Origin of the sequence: Campylobacter sp. CFSAN093260 (assembly GCF_012890095.1) — a bacterium.
In the GTDB taxonomy this organism is placed as follows: Bacteria; Campylobacterota; Campylobacteria; order Campylobacterales; family Campylobacteraceae; genus Campylobacter_D; species Campylobacter_D jejuni.
The window spans coordinates 328,474-345,616 of record NZ_CP040618.1 but is presented as its reverse complement, the minus strand read 5'-3'; the positions used below and the strand labels follow the sequence as shown (position 1 = coordinate 345,616).

Sequence of the window (17,143 nt, the reverse complement as noted above, 5' to 3'; positions counted from 1 at the left end):
CTCTATCCTTCAATTTTGAATATGCGTTAAGATAATTTTAGTATGTGAAATTTTATCAAAAAAACTTACTTTATTATCACAAACTTGATAAAAAATTTCATAATTTTTTGCTTTTAAATTTTGTTCAAAACCACAATCAGTTTTTTCTAAATTTTTACCCTGCCATAAAGCATTTGCCTTTAAAATATCACTTAAAATATCATCATAATATACATTTTTAAAAAATTTTTGATTAAACACTTTTTTATCATAACACACTGCATTGATACAAATTTTATCTTTGATTTTGAGTTCAAAAAAAGCTTGCCCTAGTTTATAAACTTCTAAATTTAAAGCATTATTTTCTTTTTTTAAAAAAGCTGCGTCATTGATTTTTATCATAGGAGAAGCAATCAAAACCATCAAGCTTTGACTCGAAAAATTTTGATTTTTCACACTACAAGCACAAAGAAAAAAAATAAAACACAGGGCTAAACAATGCTTCAAATTTGACCTTATTTAAGATTTTTAAAACTGATATTTAACTCTAAATCAAGCTCTTTTACAAGCTTCATCACAGCTTGTAAATCATCAATTTGTTTTGCTACAACACGAATTTCTTCACCACGAATCGAAGAATTAACTTTAAGTTTGCTATCTTTGATAGCTTTATTGATTTTTTTGGCATTTTCACTATCAATAGCATCGTTTGCTTTCAAATTTAAACGAAACATTGCTCCACTTTCACGAGAAAGCTCTTTAATAGCATTAGGATTAATTCCTCTTTTGATAAGTTTAGAAATCACTATATCTTTTAAAACATCAAGCTTTCCTTCACTAGAAGAACTGAGTTTAAAAATACTCTCTTTTTCGCTTAAATCAATCTCACACTTAATTCCTTTTAAGTCATAACGACTATCAAGTTCTTTTTTAGCTTGTTCAAAAGCATTTTTTAACTCTTGTTTATCTAAAGCTGCTGAAATATCAAAACTATGTTCACTTGCCATTTTCTATCCATTCTTTTAAATTATTATAAACTATATCCATTAAAGCATTTAAAGCCTCCTTGCTCGCCCACGCAACATGAGGAGTGATAATAAGATTTTCTTTATTTTTAATGCTTAAAAGTGGATGATTTTTCATCATAGGTTCAATTTCTAAAACATCAAGCCCTACACGAATATTTTTTTCATCTATGATTTTAGCTAAATCATTTTCATTGACAATCCCACCTCTTCCTACATTAATCAAAATCGCATTATCTTTTAAAAGCTTTAATTCTTCAAAGGCGAGTAAATTTTTGGTTTTTTCATTTAAAGGTGCGTGGATACTTATAATATCGCAAGTTTTTAATAAATCTTTTAATTCCAAATGTACAAAATCTGCGTTTTTATTAGCTCCACTCGTAGAATAATAATAAATTTCGGCTCCAAAAGCCTTTGAAATTTTTGCCACTTCTTTACCTATGGTTCCTAAACCTATAATACCATGTTTTTTACCACTTAAGGTGTTTAAAATTCTACTATAATCTGTAAAAATAGGACTTTCACACCATTTACCCTCTTTGCTCCATTTGTCATAATAAAGCACTTGATTTAAAAAAGCAAACATAAACGCAAAAGTATGTTGCACCACACTCATAGTAGAATACCCAGCAGCATTTTTTACAATAATACCTTTTTCTTTAGCATACTCAATATCGATATTATTAACCCCTGTAGCAGTTTCCAAAATGAGTTTTAAATTTTTACAAGCATCAATCACATCTTTATCAATTACAACCTTGTTTGTCATGGCGACATTAGCATCTTTTAAACGCTCTATGGTTTGCTCTTTATTTGTTGTGGTATAAATTTGCAAAGAACCAAATTTTTCAAAAACACTTAAATCATAATCCCCTAAAGTTGCCGCATCTAAACAAACAATTTTCATTTTTCAATCCTTTATAATATGTCCTACAAATTTAGAATAATTATCAAGCACAAGTCCTCCTTTTCTAAATCCTAAGCCACACCCTTCATAAGCAAAGAAAACACCTGCTTGATAGTATTCGTTTTCACATGAATTAAACTCTACATATTCTTGATAAATAGCCTTATTATTCCCATAAGGACCTACATTCTCATGCAAAGTTTTTCCATCTTTAATTATACTGATATTTGCACCTTCTCTACCAAAAACAGGTTTTTTAACATAGTTTTTACCTTCCAAAGGAGTATCTTTTGTTTCTAAAAGTAATGGATGATTTGGATAAAGTTCCCATAGAATTTTTAAAATTCCCTTAGATTGAAATAAAAGCGTATAAGCAGGATTTAAAATAATTGCTCTTTGATTACGCATGATTTGAGTTAAAAGCATGGCAAGTTCACCCTCTTCTATGGCTATATCTTCCCAAGGAATAAGCTTAAACCAATACTCATAATTTTCGCCCTCTTTAAAAATACCCTCTTCGCTAAATTCCACCTCATCCACAAAGGAAAAATTAGTTTGAAAACCTGCTTCATTGGCTATATGTGCAAGCAATTTTGTAGTGATTTCTTCTTCTTTACTTCCTGCAACACTTGAAAAAAGAATTTTCCATCCTTGATAATGCTCTTCAAACCCTTCAACACTTTCATCAAGGGTAATAAGTCTTTTAAAATTATCCATCAAACTTTCATAAATGCTATTAAATTGTGCGCTTTCATCCATTCCATTTTGTTTTAAAAGTGCCCATTGTAAAATCGCACTTTCAAAAAGAGCAGTAGGGGTATCAGCATTAAATTCTATAAGTTTTATAGGCTTGCCATCAAGTCCACCCGCTAAATCAAAACGCCCATATAAATGCCAATGAACCTCATTTTCCCAACTCATCTTAATTGCATCAATAAGATTAAAAGGAATTCCAAGCTCATCAAAACGATCATTATCAATCACTTCTTGCGCTGCAGCAATAAACATATCATAAAGCTCATTTACCGCTTCATAATAAGCATTAGCTTCACTTTCCTTAACACAAACTAACTTATTGCTAATATAATCACTTCCATCTTCATCTGTATGCCAAGAAAAACCTATATTTTCTAAATAATCTTTTTGAAGTTTATCTACTTGTAGTAATTGCATTATTTATCCTTAAGAACCAAAAGAAGAACTAGAACTTGTGGCTTTAGAGCCTCCGCCAAAAAAGCCTGATTTTTTAGCACTTGAAGCAGAGCTTGTTGTGCCTGCTTTATTAAAACTATTAACACTCCTTTGATAAGCACTTTGATTTGAAAAAGCACCGCGTTGTTGGTTGGCAAAATTTTGATTATTGAAAAGTTTTGAACCTATCCAACTTCCTAAAATAGCACCTGCAGCACTTGCGAGTAAAGTTTCCCCTAAACTCAATCCCCCACTACTGATTTGTCCATTGTCTTTAGTTAAATTTGAAGTTCCATTATCAATTTTAGCTGCTTCTTCTTTAATCAAAGCATCCATTTCTTCTTTGGATAAAATTCTTTCTGTGCCATTAAGATCTTTTAAAACTACCCTTGTTTCATCACTTGGATATTGATCTTTGATTTTATACTGCCCTGGAGCTGTTTCTTCGATAATTACAAAAGCTCCTTGAGCATTAGCTGCTTGATTTAAAGTATCTGAATTGTCATTATTACTTCTACAACCTGCTAAAGCACCTCCAGCAACAGCTGCTAAACCACCTATCATACCAATTTGAATGATTTTTTTGATTTTTTTCATAAGTTTATCCTAAAAACAGAAAATTTAAATTAGAAATTTTAACAAAAAATAATAAATACTTTTTAATTTAATACCAAATGAAGTTTGTAGATATAAAAAAGCCCTTTCGGGCTTTTGGGTTAGAGTCTTGACTCGTAGCGTCTAAGCATATAAAGTCTTTTAAGCATTTTTTTGCGTGCTGAAATTTTTTGTTTTTTGCGAATTTCAGTCATAGGCTCAAAAAATCTTCTTGCTCTTACTTCAGTCACAACTAGATTTCTATCTACTTGTTTTTTGAATTTACGATACGCTTCATCAAAAGACTCGTTAGGATGCACCTTGATTCCTGGCACAGTCCTCACCACCTTTCTGTGTAAATTTTTGTTGTGAAATATAATTATAAAACACTTCTTATTAATTCTAACTTAGAAAGCATTTAAAAATTGTTTTAGTTTTTATCGGTTATAATCCTTAATTACAAAGTACTAAAAAATTATAATTTAAGGTCTAAAAATGCAAGGACACATTACAAACTATACAAAAGAACGATATTTTGTATATTTAATTGCAAGTATTATCATATTTGCCCTACCTTTCATAAGAATTAATGAGAATCATTTTTTTCTTTTAAGTTTTGATCATTCTAAATTAAACCTATTTTTTATTTCTTTTTCAACACAAGAATTTTATCTCATGCCTTTTGTTCTTATATTTCTTTTTTTATTTATTTTTTTTATTACAACTTTAGGTGGAAGAATTTGGTGTGCTTGGAGTTGTCCACAAACGATTTTTAGAGTTATATATAGAGATATCATACAAACTAAATTTCTTAAAATTCGCAAAAATATCAATAACAAACAAAAAGAATATGAGGGACAATATTTTAAAAAATTTCTTGGAGTAATAATTTTTTATTTTATATCTTTAGTTGCTGTTAGTAATTTACTTTGGTACTTTATTCCTCCTGAAGATTTTTTCAATTATATTCAAAATCCTGGCGAGCATCTACTTTTACTTGGAATTTTATTTTGTGCTAGCTTACTTTTTACTTTGGATATTACCTATTTACAAGAAAAATTTTGTGTTTATGTCTGTCCTTATGCAAGAATACAATCTGTAATGTTCGATCATGATACAATGCAAGTGATCTACGATGAAAAACGCGGGGGCTTGATCTATGATGGACACACCAAACTTCATAAAAAACCGCCTGAGGGAGAATGCATAGGTTGCGAAGCCTGTGTTAGCATCTGTCCAACTCATATTGACATACGCAAAGGAATGCAACTTGAATGTATTAATTGTCTTGAATGTGCCGATGCTTGCTCTAAGGTTCAAAGCAAATTTAATCGTCCAAGTTTGATCAATTGGACAAGTGCAAAAGCTATTGAAACGCGTTCTAAGGTTCATTATTTAAGATTTAGAACGATAGCATATTTTATAGTTCTTCTAATTGCTTTACTGGCTTTAATCATCATGGGAAGCAAAAAAGAAAGCATGCTTTTAAATATCAATCGTAGTAGTGAATTATATAATATTTCAAATGTTAAAGGTGAATTAGTCATTTCAAATGCTTATACCTTTTTGTTTCAAAATACAGATTCTAAACCTCATGAATATTATTTTACAGCAAATTTAGAAGGAATAAATGATGGAATTGAAATCATAAGACCAAACAAACCTTTTAAATTAAAAGCAGGAGAACAAGTCAAAAAAATAGTTGTTATCAGGGCTACAAAAAATTTAGCAAATAATGATAAAAAAGACGTAATCTTTCCTTTACATATAAAAGCTTACGCAAAGGATAATGAAAAAATTTCGGTTTTTAGAAAAAGTATATTTGTATACCCTAAAAGCACTCTTATAAAGGATAAAAATGAACTCAAATAGAACACCATCACAAAAAGTTTTAGCCAGACAAGAAAAAATCAAAGCAGTGGCCTTAGAGCTTTTTTTAACAAAAGGATACCAAGAAACAAGTTTGAGTGATATTATTAAATTATCTGGAGGATCTTATTCTAATATTTATGATGGTTTTAAAAGTAAAGAAGGGCTATTCTTTGAAATTTTAGATGACATATGTAAAAAACACTTTCATCTTATTTATTCCAAAACACAAGAAATTGAAAATGGCACTTTAAAAGAAATTTTAACTTCTTTTGGTTTAGCTTTTATAGAAATTTTCAATCAACCAGAAGCTGTAGCTTTTGGTAAAATTATCTATTCTCAAGTTTATGACAAAGATAGACATCTTGCCAATTGGATAGAAAACAATCAACAAAATTTTTCCTATAACATACTTATGGATTTTTTCAAGCAACAAAATAATTCTTATATGAAAAAAAATGCAGAAAAACTTGCTGTTCTTTTTTGCACTATGTTAAAAGAACCTTATCATCATCTTAATGTTTTAATTAATGCTCGTTTAAAAAATAAAAAAGAACAAAAAGAACATGTTGAATTTGTTGTAAACGTTTTTCTAAATGGGATCAATGGATCCAAAGCTTAAAAATAATTTTATTAACCAAAATTAAGATATAATTAGCCAAAAATTTTTGTAATAAATATTACAATTTTTAATTTAATTTTTCAAGGCAAAACCATGAAATTATTTCAAAAAAATACTATTTTAGCTTTAGGTGTTGTGCTTTTACTCACTGCTTGCAGCAAAGAAGAAGCACCAAAAATACAAATGCCGCCTCAACCTGTAACAACCATGAGTGCTAAATCTGAAGATTTACCACTTAGTTTTACTTACCCTGCTAAACTTGTCAGTGATTATGATGTCATTATAAAACCTCAAGTTAGTGGCGTAATAGAAAATAAACTTTTTAAAGCTGGAGATAAAGTAAAAAAAGGACAAACATTATTTATTATAGAACAAGATAAATTTAAAGCTAGTGTTGATTCGGCTTACGGACAAGCTTTGATGGCTAAGGCAACTTTCGAAAATGCAAGCAAGGATTTTAATCGTTCTAAAGCTCTTTTTAGTAAAAGTGCAATCTCTCAAAAGGAATACGACTCTTCTCTTGCTACATTTAACAATTCAAAAGCTAGTCTAGCAAGTGCTAGAGCACAGCTTGCAAATGCAAGAATTGATCTAGATCATACCGAAATAAAAGCTCCTTTTGATGGTACTATAGGAGATGCTTTAGTTAATATAGGAGATTATGTAAGTGCTTCAACAACTGAACTAGTTAGAGTTACAAATTTAAATCCTATTTACGCAGATTTCTTTATTTCAGATACAGATAAACTAAATTTAGTCCGCAATACTCAAAGTGGAAAATGGGATTTAGACAGCATTCATGCAAATTTAAATCTTAATGGAGAAACCGTTCAAGGCAAACTTTATTTTATTGATTCTGTTATAGATGCTAATAGTGGAACAGTAAAAGCCAAAGCTATATTTGACAACAACAACTCAACACTTTTACCAGGTGCTTTTGCAACAATTACTTCAGAAGGTTTTATACAAAAAAATGGCTTTAAAGTGCCTCAAATAGCTGTTAAACAAAATCAAAATGATGTTTATGTTCTTCTTGTTAAAAATGGAAAAGTAGAAAAATCTTCTGTACATATAAGCTACCAAAACAATGAATATGCCATTATTGACAAAGGATTGCAAAATGGCGATAAAATCATTTTAGATAACTTTAAAAAAATTCAAGTTGGTAGCGAAGTTAAAGAAATTGGAGCACAATAATGTTTTCTAAATTTTTTATCGAAAGACCTGTTTTTGCTTCAGTTGTTGCAATTATCATTTCTTTAGCTGGAGCTATAGGTCTTACAAATTTACCTATAGAACAATATCCTTCTTTAACCCCTCCTACAGTTAAAGTAAGTGCAACTTACACAGGAGCTGATGCACAAACCATTGCTTCAACAGTTGCAAGTCCTATCGAAGATGCAATCAATGGCGCAGATAATATGATTTACATGGATTCAACTTCAAGTTCTTCAGGAACTATGAGTTTGACTGTTTATTTTGATATCGGTACAGATCCTGATCAAGCCACCATAGATGTTAATAATAGAATTTCAGCCGCAACTGCAAAAATGCCAGATGCAGTCAAAAAACTTGGAGTAACAGTTAGAAAAACTTCCTCAACAACACTTGCTGCAATTTCTATGTATTCAAGTGATGGCTCAATGAGTGCAGTAGATGTATATAACTATATCACTTTAAATGTTTTAGATGAGTTAAAAAGGGTTCCAGGAGTTGGAGATGCAAACGCTATAGGAAATCGTAATTATTCTTTAAGAATTTGGCTCAAGCCTGATTTATTAAATAAATTTGGAATCACAGCTACTGATGTAATTTCTGCGGTTAATGATCAAAATGCCCAATACGCAACTGGTAAAATTGGCGAAGAACCTGTAACCCAAAAATCCCCTTATGTTTATTCAATCACTATGCAAGGAAGACTACAAAATCCTAGTGAATTTGAAAATATTATTTTAAGAACAAATGATGATGGATCATTTTTAAGACTTAAAGATATAGCTGATGTAGAAATAGGGTCACAACAATACAGCTCACAAGGACGATTAAATGGCAATGATGCAGTTCCGATTATAATCAATCTTCAATCAGGGGCAAACGCATTGCATACAGCAGAACTTGTCCAGGCTAAAATGCAAGAACTTTCAAAAAATTTCCCAAAAGGTTTAACATATAATATTCCTTATGATACAACAAAATTCGTGATAGAATCAATCAAAGAAGTAATTAAAACTTTTATTGAAGCTTTAGTTTTAGTTATTATTGTTATGTATATGTTCTTAAAGAATTTCCGTGCAACGCTTATTCCTATGATAGCTGTACCTGTTTCATTGTTAGGAACTTTTGCTGGACTTTATGTTTTAGGCTTTAGTATTAACCTGCTTACACTTTTTGCCTTGATTTTAGCTATAGGGATTGTTGTAGATGATGCGATTATAGTTGTGGAAAATATCGATAGGATTTTACACGAAAATGAACAAATAAGCGTAAAAGATGCTGCTATCCAAGCGATGCAAGAAGTTAGCTCTCCGGTTATTTCAATTGTTCTTGTGCTTTGTGCTGTTTTTGTACCAGTTTCTTTTATATCAGGTTTTGTTGGAGAAATTCAAAGACAATTTGCTCTTACCTTAGCTATATCTGTAACCATATCAGGTTTTGTTGCTCTTACCTTAACACCTTCTTTATGCGCACTCTTTTTGCGACGTAATGAAGGAGATCCATTTAAATTTGTAAAGAAATTTAATGATTTTTTTGATTGGAGTACCTCTGTATTTAGTGCAGGAGTAGCATATATTCTAAAAAGAACCATTCGTTTTGTTTTAATTTTTTGTATTATGCTTGGAGCGATTTTTTATCTTAATAAAGCAGTACCAAGCTCTTTAGTTCCTGAAGAAGATCAAGGTTTGATGATTAGTATTATCAACCTTCCTTCAGCTTCAGCACTCCATAGAACAATCTCAGAAGTTGATCACATAAGTCAAGAAGTTTTAAAAACTAATGGAGTTAAAGATGCAATGGCTATGATAGGATTTGATCTTTTTACAAGTTCACTCAAAGAAAATGCCGCTGCAATGTTTATAGGCTTGAAAGATTGGAAAGATAGAAATGTGAGTGCTGATGAAATCGCCATGGAGCTTAATAAAAAATTTGCTTTTGATCGCAATGCTTCAAGTATATTTATAGGCTTACCTCCTATACCTGGATTAAGTATCACAGGCGGTTTTGAAATGTATGTTCAAAACAAAAGCGGAAAAAGCTATGATGAAATACAAAAAGATGTAAATAAACTTGTTACTGCGGCCAACCAAAGAAAAGAACTATCAAGAGTAAGAACAACACTTGATACAACTTTCCCTCAATACAAGCTTATAATTGATAGAGATAAATTAAAACACTACAATCTTAACATGCAAGATGTTTTTAACACGATGAATGCAACTATAGGCACTTATTATGTTAATGATTTTTCTATGCTAGGTAAAAATTTCCAAGTAAATATCCGCGCAAAAGGTGATTTTAGAAATACACAAGATACATTAAAAAATATTTTTGTAAGATCAAATGATGGAAAAATGATACCACTTGATTCTTTCTTAACTTTACAAAGAAGTTCAGGGCCTGATGATGTAAAACGATTCAACCTTTTCCCAGCAGCACAAGTTCAAGGTCAACCCGCACCAGGTTATACTTCAGGTCAAGCTATAGAAGCGATTGCTCAAGTAGCAAAAGAAACTTTAGGGGATGATTATTCCATAGCTTGGAGTGGATCAGCTTATCAAGAAGTTTCTAGTAAAGGAACAGCAAGTTATGCTTTTGCTTTAGGTATGATATTTGTCTTTTTAATTCTAGCTGCTCAATATGAAAGATGGCTTATACCTTTAGCAGTCGTAACAGCTGTACCTTTTGCGGTATTTGGATCATTTTTATTGGTATATTTAAGAGGATTTAGCAATGATATATATTTTCAAACAGGACTTTTGCTCTTGATTGGACTTTCAGCTAAAAATGCTATCTTAATCGTAGAATTTGCAATGGAAGAGCGCTTTAAAAAAGGTAAAGGAGTTTTTGAAGCAGCTGTTGCAGCAGCAAAACTTCGTTTTCGTCCTATCATAATGACTTCTTTGGCATTTACTTTTGGGGTCTTACCAATGATTTTCGCAACAGGAGCAGGAAGTGCTTCAAGACACTCTTTAGGAACAGGGCTTGTTGGTGGAATGATCGCAGCATCAACTTTAGCGATATTCTTCGTGCCTTTATTTTTCTATCTTTTAGAAAATTTTAATGAATGGCTAGATAAAAAAAGAGGTAAGGTTCATGAATAAAATAATTTCAATTAGCACTATAGCAAGTTTTACTCTTTTGATTTCAGCTTGCTCTTTAAGTCCAAATTTAAATACTCCCGAAGCAAACTATAGCATTGATAATAAGCTTGGAGCCTTATCTTGGGAAAAAGAAAACAATAGCTCTATCACAAAAAATTGGTGGAAAGACTTTGATGATGAAAATTTAAATAAAGTGGTTGATTTAGCACTTAAAAATAATAATGATTTAAAACTTGCCTTCATACACATGGAACAAGCTGTTGCTCAATTAGGTATAGATTTTAGCAGTTTGTTGCCAAAATTTGATGGTAGTGCAAGCGGAAGTCGTGCAAAAACAGCTATAAATGCTCCAGGCAATCGAACTGGGGAAGTAAGTTACGGTAATGATTTTAAAATGGGACTTAATTTAAGCTATGAAATCGATCTTTGGGGAAAATATCGCGATACATATCGCGCCTCAAAATCAGGCTTTAAAGCAAGTGAGTATGATTATGAAGCTGCAAGACTTTCTGTTATTTCAAATACAGTTCAAACTTATTTTAATCTTGTAAATGCTTATGAAAATGAAAATGCTCTTAAAGAAACCTATGAATCGGCAAAAGAAATTTATAGGATTAATGATGAAAAATTTCAAGTTGGTGCTGTAGGTGAATATGAACTTGCTCAAGCAAGAGCCAACTTAGAAAGTATGGCTTTGCAATATAATGAAGCAAAGTTAAATAAAGAAAATTACCTTAAAGCTTTAAAAATTTTAACTTCAAATGATTTAAATGACATACTTTACAAAAATCAAAGCTATCAAGTTTTTAATCTTAAAGAATTTGACATTCCAACTGGAATTTCAAGTACCATCTTGCTTCAACGTCCAGATATTGGCTCTTCTTTAGAAAAATTAACTCAGCAAAATTATCTTGTTGGAGTAGCTCGCACGGCTTTCTTACCTAGCCTTTCTTTAACAGGATTATTGGGATTTGAAAGCGGGGATTTAGATACCTTGGTTAAAGGAGGTTCTAAGACTTGGAATATAGGTGGAAACTTTACTCTGCCTATTTTTCATTGGGGTGAAATTTACCAAAATGTAAATTTAGCCAAGCTTAATAAAGATGAAGCTTTTGTAAATTATCAAAATACTTTGATTACTGCTTTTGGAGAAATTCGCTATGCTTTAGTAGCTAGAAAAACTATACGCTTACAATACGATAATGCACAAGCAAGCGAACAATCTTACAAAAGAATTTATGAAATTGCTAAAGAACGCTATGATATAGGAGAAATGTCTTTGCAAGATTATTTAGAGGCACGTCAAAATTGGCTTAATGCTGCCGTTGCTTTTAATAATACTAAATATTCTTATGCCAATTCCATAGTAGATGTAATCAAAGCATTTGGTGGAGGATTTGAGCAAAATGAAGACACGAGTAAAAATATAAAAGAAGAATCAAAAAATTTAGATATATCTTTTAGAGAATAGTTCGTTCTATTCTCTAAATAAATTAAAAATCTTTATCTAAATCTGTATCTGTAATTTCATAAACCTTGTAAATAGCAGGCAATAATTTTCTTATAGCATAATCAAAATGATAAAATTGCTTATATACCTCTTCTGGATTTAAATTTTTAGCATTCTTAAAATCAAATACTTCAGTATCATTGATTTTGGCAATATTTTCATCAAAATAAGAGTAAAACTCTGCTCTTTGTTTAAACAAAGCATTTAAATTTTGAACAATTTTGGCTTTATCCATTTTATATCCTTTTTAAATAATTTAAAAATTTAATCCCATTTTTTATTTAAGAAATAAAAAATTTACTCCTATTTTAGCTAAAAATTGATAAAGTTATGTCTTAAATATTTTAATATATAGGCCACTTATGAATTTATTTCAAAATTTAGCTTTAAAATACTCTCATACTATGATGGAAAAATCCCTCCAAAAAGGTTTCAATGTCGAACTTTTAAAACAACCCGAAGAAAAAATTCCAAAACAAGACAAAAGCTATATGCTTTATGCCCATGTACCTTTTTGCCATACTTTTTGTCCTTATTGTAGCTTTCATAAATATTATTATGATGAAAATTTAGCCAAAGTATATTTTCAAAATCTTAGAGAAGAAATTAAAATCATGAAAAATAAAGGTTTTGATTTTACCTCCATGTATGTGGGTGGTGGTACAACACTGATTGATGAAGAGGAATTATTAAAAACCTTAGAACTTTGTAAAAAGTTATTTAATATAAAAGAAATTTCATGCGAAAGCGATCCAAATCATATTGATCCAAATAAGCTTTCTATGTTTAAAGGTATAATTGATCGTTTAAGTTGCGGGATTCAAAGTTTTGATGATGAAACTTTGAAAAAAGTGGCAAGATATAATAAATTTGGTTCATCTAAAGAACTTCAAGAAAAAATTTCAAAAGCTTTAGGAATTTTACCTATTTTTAGTATAGATCTTATTTTCAATCTTCCAGGACAAAACGAAAAACAACTTTTAAATGACTTAGAAATTGCTAAAAATTTAGCCCCGCAACAAATCACAACCTATCCTTTAATGAAATCAAATCTTACCAAAGATAATATCGCTAAAAGTCTAGGAGTGAGCATTAAAGATAATGAATTTACTTATTATCAAATCATACGAGAATTTTTTAAAGACTATACCCAAAACAATGGTTGGAGTTTTTCTTTAGAAAAAAACAAGCTTAATGACGAATATGTCAGTTCTCATCATGAATACCTAGGAGTAGGCAGCGGAGCTTTTAGCTTTTTAGATGAGGAGCTTTTAATCAATGCATTTAATCTAAATGATTATGCTAAATTTATACAAGAAAAACAAAATGCTAATATAGCCAAAGCTTGTTTTGATAAAAAAGAAATTATCAAATATGTCTTTTTAACTGAAATTTTTTCAGGGAAAATAGAAATTGATAAATTTAATAAAACTCTAAATTGCAATCTCGAAAAAGAACTTTTCATAGAACTTTTAGGACTTAAAACAAGTGGTGCCATCATAAAAGATCAAAATGCTTTAATCGCAACTGAATTTGGTCAATATCTTTTTGTGGTTTTAATGAAAGATTTTTACACAGGAATGGATCTTGTGCGCGCAGTATTTAGAGATGATAAGCGTCTTAAAAATAAAGATTATATCGATATCATGAAAGAAAATATTGATCCGCTTAACTCCGCTAGTATGGAATTTAAAGCGGAGACAAACTAAAAGGGACGAACAACCATCATTAAAGCGATGATAATAAACATTATAGTTGGAAATTCATTATAAATTCTAAAATATTTTCCACTTTTAGTAGAAGTATCATTTGCTAAAGCTTTTAAACAATAATAATTATGTATATGAAAAATAATCAAAAGTGTAATACAGGTAAGTTTAACATGCATAAAACCCGCACCTACCATTAAAACTTCCTTATGAGCATGCAACATTAAACTTCCTGTGATTAAAGTCACAATCATTGCAGGAGTTTGTATATAATAATAAAGCTTTCTTTCTTGAATTTTTACAACCTCGACAAAACCTTTATTGTCTTTATGTTCAGCATGATACACAAAAAGACGAGGTAAATAAAAAAGACCCGCCATCCAAGAAACAAATGCCAAATAATGCACCCATTTAATCCAAAAATAATAATCATTAATCCATTCTGTCATCTTTTTTCCTTTTTTTAAATATTTCTTGTATTAAAATCAAAGCCACACTTATATTTATCATGACATCTGCAACATTAAAAATAGCAAAATTAAACCATTTATGCCAAAAAAACATATCCACTACACCTCCATGTATAAAACGATCCAATAAATTTGAAACGCCGGCACTAAGCATCATTCCAAAAGCTATGCTATGAGTTTTTAAAAGTGTTCTTTGCCAAAAAAGATAAATAAAAAGCACGCCAATTAAAGCAAGATGTAAATATTTTAAATTATGTTCTAAAAAACTCAACATTGAAAAAGCTACGCCTGTATTTAGAGCATAAGTTAAATCTAGGTATTCACTCTGCCATCTAAATCCTGCTAAAGTTAAGGATTTTACCCATTGATCAAGGGCAAAAACCAAAACAAAGGCACCCCAAAAATAAAAAATAAATTTAAAAGTTTTAGCCATTTAAAGCTTTCTTAAAAAACTCCACAACATTTTTCATTTCTTTTTCTAAGAGCTTAATATCTCTGGCTTCTAGTAAAAGTCTTATCAAATTTTCTGTTCCAGAATAGCGAAATAAGGTATTAATATTTTTATTTTCTAAATCTTTTTTTAATTCTTTTAAACCTTTAATTTTATCTAAATCTTTTTTTTCTGCAATTTTAAGATTGATTAAAAGCTGAGGATAAGGTTTAACTTGACCCAAAATAGAACTTGCAGATTTTTTCTTAGAAAGCATTAAAGCACTAAATTGCAAGGCAGCTATCAAACCATCTCCAGTTTTTGCATAATCGCTAAAAATAATATGCCCACTTTGTTCTCCACCAAAATTTCCACCATTGGCTTTTAGTTTTTCAAGCACATATTTATCGCCAACATTACAAGTATCAAGTTCTATACCATGTTTATTTAAAAACTCTTTTAAAGCACCATTACTCATTATAGTAGCCACAACACTTGATTGTAATTTACCTTGTTCTTTAAGATAAAGTGCCAATACGCCCAATAAACTATCCCCATTAGCCACTTCGCCTTTTTCATCTACAACCACCAAACGATCTGCATCACCATCAAAAGCAAAGCCCACATCTGCACGCAAACGCTTTACCTCAGCAGCTAAGTTTACAGGATACAAAGCTCCACAATTTTCATTGATATTAAGTCCATTAGGTTTATCACTCATTACTATAACTTCAGCGCCTAATTCCTTAAAAACAGTAGGTGCTACCTTATAAGCTGCCCCATGAGCCACATCTAAAACAACACGCAAAGACTTTAAAGTAAGATCTTTTGGAAAAGAATTTTTAATAGAAACAATATATCTTCCTATAACATCATCAATTCTTTTTGCTTGACCAATTTTTTCCATATCTACCTTAGAGGCTTGTATAAGCTTATCATCAAAATAAATTTCTTCTATTTTTTTCTCTATATCTTCACTGAGTTTATTTCCATGAGCATCAAAAAATTTAATACCGTTATCATAATAAGGATTGTGAGAAGCTGAAATCATAATCCCTGCGTCACAACGCATATCTTCAGTTAAGAATGCAATCGCAGGAGTTGGCATAGGACCAATTTGTATAACATTATATCCTATAGAAGTAAGCCCTGAAACAATAGCATTTTCTATCATATAGCCACTTCTTCTTGTATCTTTTCCTACTAAGATATTATTAGTAATACTTTTATCTTTAAAATAAATACCCGCAGCCATTGCTAAACGCATAGCCAAAAAACTATCTAAAAATTCACCCGCTTTTCCACGAACTCCATCAGTTCCAAAAAGTCTCATTGCAAACCTTTCTAGCAAAATTAAAGACAATTATAACAAAGCTAAGATAAAGAAATTTAAACAAGCTCTAAAAATAGAGCTTGTTTGGAACCTTATAGTTCAGGTTTAGGAGTTTTTTCAGTAGAAATAGGAAGTTGTGGATAAACAATTGCTGGTTTTGTTCCTGTTAAGGATTTTAAGAAAGTTTCAATACTTTTTGCTTCTTTATCAGAAATTTTAATGCCAAGTTGCACACTACCCATTTCCTTAATAGCATCTTTTAGATTCCAAATAGCGCCATTATGAAAATATGGAGCAGTTTCAGCAACATTTCTTAAAGTTGGAGTTTTTACCATGCCATTTGCATCACCTTTAAAATCACCTAAATTTGCAAATTTATATTTACCAGCAACTTCAAACGCTTGCATATTGCCACCTAAATTCACACCATTATGACAAGCTACACAACCCTTGTCTATAAAAAGCTTTAAGCCTTTTTGCTCTTCTTTTGTTAAAGCTTTTTCATCGCCTTCTAAAAATTTATCAAAACGAGATGGAGTGATCAAGGTTCTTTCAAAATTTGCAATTGCATCAGCAATATTGTCAAAATTTACACCACTTTTACCATAGATTTTTTTAAACTCACTCACATATTCAGGCAATGATGAAATTTTTTCTACTGCGAGTTTAGCAGGAGTTGCCATTTCAGGATCAGCTTGGATTGGACCTTTAGCTTGATCGGCTAATGTTCCTGCACGACCATCCCAAAATTGAGTATTATTTAAAACCGCATTATAAACTGTTGGTGAATTTAAATGATGGGGATTTGCTGTCCATTTATGACCTATTGCAGTACTAACCCCATCTGTTCCACCAAGTCCTACATTGTGACAGGTATTACAAGAAATGATACCACTTTTTGAAAGGCGTGGTTCAAAATAAAGCTTTTTGCCAAGCTCTGCTTTTTCAAGAGTAAATTCACTAGCCTTTACTCCATTTTGTTTTAAAATTTCATCAACACCTTTTTGATCTTTTGGCAAGGCAACAAGACCTGAATTTTTAGCTTCATCTATAAGACTTGCAGCATTTAAGCTTGAAAAAGCAACTAAGGATGCGATTAGCAATGCTTTTACTTTCATTTATAAACTCCTATTAAAGATAAATTAAAATAAAATAATAATTATTTAGAGCTTAAATAAAGATAAA

General features: G+C 30.7%; 17 protein-coding genes. 6 read left to right on the top strand and 11 right to left on the bottom strand.

The window, feature by feature from the left end; all coding sequences use genetic code 11:
* Positions 1-9: 9 nt before the first annotated feature.
* From FBF22_RS01790 to rpsU, 6 genes are all read right to left on the bottom strand, one after another.
* Positions 10-486 carry a hypothetical protein gene (locus FBF22_RS01790; protein WP_002854442.1) on the bottom strand — a complete coding sequence of 159 codons (477 nt, stop codon included), beginning with the start codon at positions 484-486 and terminating at the stop codon, positions 10-12.
* Positions 487-494: 8 nt separating this feature from the next.
* Entirely contained in the window at positions 495-986 is a 492-nt protein-coding gene (locus tag FBF22_RS01785; protein WP_002854188.1) for a YajQ family cyclic di-GMP-binding protein, read from the bottom strand.
* A complete protein-coding gene (locus FBF22_RS01780) occupies positions 976-1,911 on the bottom strand; it encodes a D-2-hydroxyacid dehydrogenase (RefSeq protein ID WP_002854730.1) in 936 nt (311 codons plus the stop codon). Before FBF22_RS01780 ends, FBF22_RS01785 begins: the two co-directional genes overlap by 11 nt.
* A 3-nt stretch (positions 1,912-1,914) precedes the next feature.
* Positions 1,915-3,084 (bottom strand): glutathionylspermidine synthase family protein, encoded by a 1,170-nt coding sequence (locus tag FBF22_RS01775; protein ID WP_002868684.1) that lies wholly within the window; start codon positions 3,082-3,084, stop codon positions 1,915-1,917.
* 9 nt (positions 3,085-3,093) lie between these two features.
* The gene (locus FBF22_RS01770) at positions 3,094-3,699 is read right to left on the bottom strand and encodes a UPF0323 family lipoprotein (protein WP_002869745.1); all 606 of its coding nucleotides are present in this window, start codon (positions 3,697-3,699) and stop codon (positions 3,094-3,096) included.
* 119 nt (positions 3,700-3,818) lie between these two features.
* Positions 3,819-4,031 (bottom strand): 30S ribosomal protein S21, encoded by a 213-nt coding sequence (gene rpsU, locus FBF22_RS01765; protein WP_002780697.1) that lies wholly within the window; start codon positions 4,029-4,031, stop codon positions 3,819-3,821.
* A gap of 160 nt (positions 4,032-4,191) precedes the next feature.
* Between rpsU and ccoG the strand changes: the two genes are divergently transcribed.
* The 5 genes from ccoG to cmeC all read left to right on the top strand — a co-directional run bounded on the left by ccoG (position 4,192) and on the right by cmeC (position 11,977).
* Positions 4,192-5,568 carry a cytochrome c oxidase accessory protein CcoG gene (gene ccoG / locus FBF22_RS01760; RefSeq protein WP_002868682.1) on the top strand — a complete coding sequence of 459 codons (1,377 nt, stop codon included), beginning with the start codon at positions 4,192-4,194 and terminating at the stop codon, positions 5,566-5,568.
* Complete coding sequence (cmeR, locus tag FBF22_RS01755) at positions 5,555-6,187, top strand: multidrug efflux system transcriptional regulator CmeR (RefSeq protein WP_002859459.1); 633 nt, start codon at positions 5,555-5,557, stop codon at positions 6,185-6,187. The genes ccoG and cmeR overlap by 14 nt, the downstream gene beginning before the upstream one ends.
* A gap of 93 nt (positions 6,188-6,280) precedes the next feature.
* The gene (cmeA, locus tag FBF22_RS01750) at positions 6,281-7,384 is read left to right on the top strand and encodes a multidrug efflux RND transporter periplasmic adaptor subunit CmeA (RefSeq protein ID WP_002859458.1); all 1,104 of its coding nucleotides are present in this window, start codon (positions 6,281-6,283) and stop codon (positions 7,382-7,384) included.
* On the top strand, positions 7,384-10,506 hold the full coding sequence (gene cmeB, locus FBF22_RS01745) for a multidrug efflux RND transporter permease subunit CmeB (RefSeq protein WP_002859457.1): 3,123 nt from the start codon (positions 7,384-7,386) through the stop codon (positions 10,504-10,506). The genes cmeA and cmeB overlap by 1 nt, the downstream gene beginning before the upstream one ends.
* Entirely contained in the window at positions 10,499-11,977 is a 1,479-nt protein-coding gene (cmeC, locus tag FBF22_RS01740) for a multidrug efflux transporter outer membrane subunit CmeC (protein ID WP_002884763.1), read from the top strand. The genes cmeB and cmeC overlap by 8 nt, the downstream gene beginning before the upstream one ends.
* Positions 11,978-11,999: 22 nt before the next feature.
* Here the strand turns inward: cmeC and cmeU are convergent, their stop codons facing one another.
* Positions 12,000-12,251, bottom strand: a complete 252-nt coding sequence (gene cmeU, locus FBF22_RS01735) for a CmeU family protein (RefSeq protein ID WP_002859455.1) — start codon at positions 12,249-12,251, stop codon at positions 12,000-12,002.
* Between the two features lie 127 nt (positions 12,252-12,378).
* On the opposite strand from cmeU, the gene FBF22_RS01730 reads away from it, so the two are divergent.
* Complete coding sequence (locus tag FBF22_RS01730) at positions 12,379-13,725, top strand: coproporphyrinogen III oxidase family protein (protein WP_002884761.1); 1,347 nt, start codon at positions 12,379-12,381, stop codon at positions 13,723-13,725.
* Here FBF22_RS01730 and hemJ read toward each other — a convergent pair.
* The 4 genes from hemJ to FBF22_RS01710 all read right to left on the bottom strand — a co-directional run bounded on the left by hemJ (position 13,722) and on the right by FBF22_RS01710 (position 17,076).
* The gene (gene hemJ / locus FBF22_RS01725; RefSeq protein ID WP_165433282.1) at positions 13,722-14,174 is read right to left on the bottom strand and encodes a protoporphyrinogen oxidase HemJ; all 453 of its coding nucleotides are present in this window, start codon (positions 14,172-14,174) and stop codon (positions 13,722-13,724) included. The two genes, FBF22_RS01730 and hemJ, sit on opposite strands and share 4 nt — an antisense overlap.
* The gene (gene lspA, locus FBF22_RS01720; protein ID WP_165433281.1) at positions 14,158-14,628 is read right to left on the bottom strand and encodes a signal peptidase II; all 471 of its coding nucleotides are present in this window, start codon (positions 14,626-14,628) and stop codon (positions 14,158-14,160) included. The genes hemJ and lspA overlap by 17 nt, the downstream gene beginning before the upstream one ends.
* Positions 14,621-15,958, bottom strand: coding sequence for a phosphoglucosamine mutase (glmM, locus tag FBF22_RS01715; protein WP_002884759.1), 1,338 nt, complete (start codon positions 15,956-15,958; stop codon positions 14,621-14,623). The genes lspA and glmM overlap by 8 nt, the downstream gene beginning before the upstream one ends.
* Before the next feature lie 92 nt (positions 15,959-16,050).
* The gene (locus FBF22_RS01710) at positions 16,051-17,076 is read right to left on the bottom strand and encodes a cytochrome-c peroxidase (protein WP_002854298.1); all 1,026 of its coding nucleotides are present in this window, start codon (positions 17,074-17,076) and stop codon (positions 16,051-16,053) included.
* Positions 17,077-17,143 lie beyond the last annotated feature (67 nt).